A 1,601-nucleotide genomic window follows, 5' to 3' on the forward strand; every position below is an offset into this window, starting at 1 on the left:
CGAACAGCGTAGATACGCCAATCTCGGAGCGGACACTCCGGACGTGAGCAAACCCCGGATGGGAGGTGCCCGCCGCCGCGAAGCTGACGCCGACCTCAACGCTGCGGCAGGACTGGTCGCAGACGAACTATCTCGGCACCCGGAGCAGTTCCATCGTTCGATCAACGACCGGTTCCGCGCCGCCCTCGACTGCGGGGCACACGCCATCGACAACGGCACCGCTAAGAGCACACTCGATCGGTGGATAGCGGCCACAACAGCAGCCAACGGCATAAATCCGTGACCGCGCCCGACGCTCTTCTGGCGCGAATCTTAGCTTCGCGGTCCCGATTACTGGTAGCCCGAGATCTACTCCCGAACATAATGTCCTCGAGGTTAATGTCCGAATAGCCTCTCTTGCAAGCCATTCGAGCCTCTACCTGACATAGGACAGATCTATCGGCGTTGGAGCTAGAGCCGGTTGGGCATCACCAAACCTGCGCCCTAACGACGCGCCTGTGACCTGATACGCCCCGAAACTTCCGCAGTGCTCAGGGCGCGTATGCCGCAGCTGTCGCAGCGGTGTCCTCGAAAAGGTGCATACGCGTGATCTTTCCGTCCGTCACGGTCAGCCGCAGGGCGACATCGGTATGGAAGGGTCGGCCGGTGGGAACTGCGACATGGTCAAAGCTGCCGAAGATGACTGCATTCTCGCCGTCCGCGACGACAGCCTCGACCGAGACGACGCTCTTGCCGGGTTCGACTGCAGCCCAAAGGGATCGAAAATACTCCGGCACTTCGCTGTTGCGTGTCCGCTTGCCCACCCACGATGCCAAATCCGGGTTTCCGGGAACGAACCAGTCGATCTTGTCGGCGAAGAGCTCGCCCAGACCTTCGGCGTCCTGTGCGCCGAGACGCTGCAGGAAGGCGGTGGTGGTCTCTGCGGTGGTGTTCATGAGTGCCCTTTCTCGAGCTGCTGGTGGTGTGGTGTCGCCACTTCTGTAGTGATCGATACAGAACGGTATCACATCTGTAGTGATCGTTATACAATCGGTGAATGGGCCGACCACGAAGCTTCGATAGAGACGTCGCCCTGGATACGGCGATGCGCCTGTTCTGGGAGCGCGGATACGAACAGACCTCGATCAGCGATCTCACCCGGGAACTCGAGATTTCGGCGCCGAGTCTGTACGCAGCGTTCGTGGACAAGCGAACACTGTTCGAGGAGGTAGTAGCGCGTTACGAAGCCAGTCCGGAGTCGGTGACCACAGCCGGGCTCGCCGGGACGAATGCACGCGAGGTGCTCAAAGCGATGTTCGACCGCGCGTCGGAGGAGTATCCGAGCGCGGCGCATCCGTGTGGATGCCTGGTCAACACCGAGCCCGGGTTGAGCGTCAACCGCACCCAGAACCGCGAGATCACAGCCGCCCGGCTGCGAGAAGTGACCGTGGACCGCGAGGCTGTCCCAGACGCGGAGACGCTGGCGGCGTTCACCCATGTTTTGCTCGTCGGTTTGTCGTCCTACGCCCGCGACGGCGCCGACGAACAGCAACTGCGCCGCGTGACCGAACTCGCCTTACGCGTAACTGGGCCATGAACTGGTCGCCATCGAAGTTCCGTCA

The 1,601-nt window shown here is 61.6% G+C and carries 3 protein-coding genes; 2 read left to right on the plus strand and 1 reads right to left on the minus strand.

What is annotated here, in order from left to right; genetic code table 11:
• On the plus strand, positions 1-283 hold a 283-nt coding region (locus tag B0E55_RS31235; RefSeq protein ID WP_206745224.1), incomplete at its 5' end, for a hypothetical protein.
• A 247-nt stretch (positions 284-530) separates the two neighbouring features.
• Here the strand turns inward: B0E55_RS31235 and B0E55_RS31240 are convergent.
• Positions 531-935: a nuclear transport factor 2 family protein gene (locus B0E55_RS31240; RefSeq protein WP_007732132.1), complete on the minus strand. Its 405-nt coding sequence runs from the start codon at positions 933-935 to the stop codon at positions 531-533.
• A 101-nt stretch (positions 936-1,036) separates the two neighbouring features.
• Here B0E55_RS31240 and B0E55_RS31245 point away from each other — a divergent pair, with 101 nt between their 5' ends.
• On the plus strand, positions 1,037-1,576 hold the full coding sequence (locus tag B0E55_RS31245) for a TetR/AcrR family transcriptional regulator (RefSeq protein ID WP_029538662.1): 540 nt from the start codon (positions 1,037-1,039) through the stop codon (positions 1,574-1,576).
• Positions 1,577-1,601 lie beyond the last annotated feature (25 nt).

Source organism: Rhodococcus sp. 66b (assembly GCF_002076325.1).
GTDB classification, from domain to species: Bacteria; Actinomycetota; Actinomycetes; order Mycobacteriales; family Mycobacteriaceae; genus Rhodococcus_F; species Rhodococcus_F erythropolis.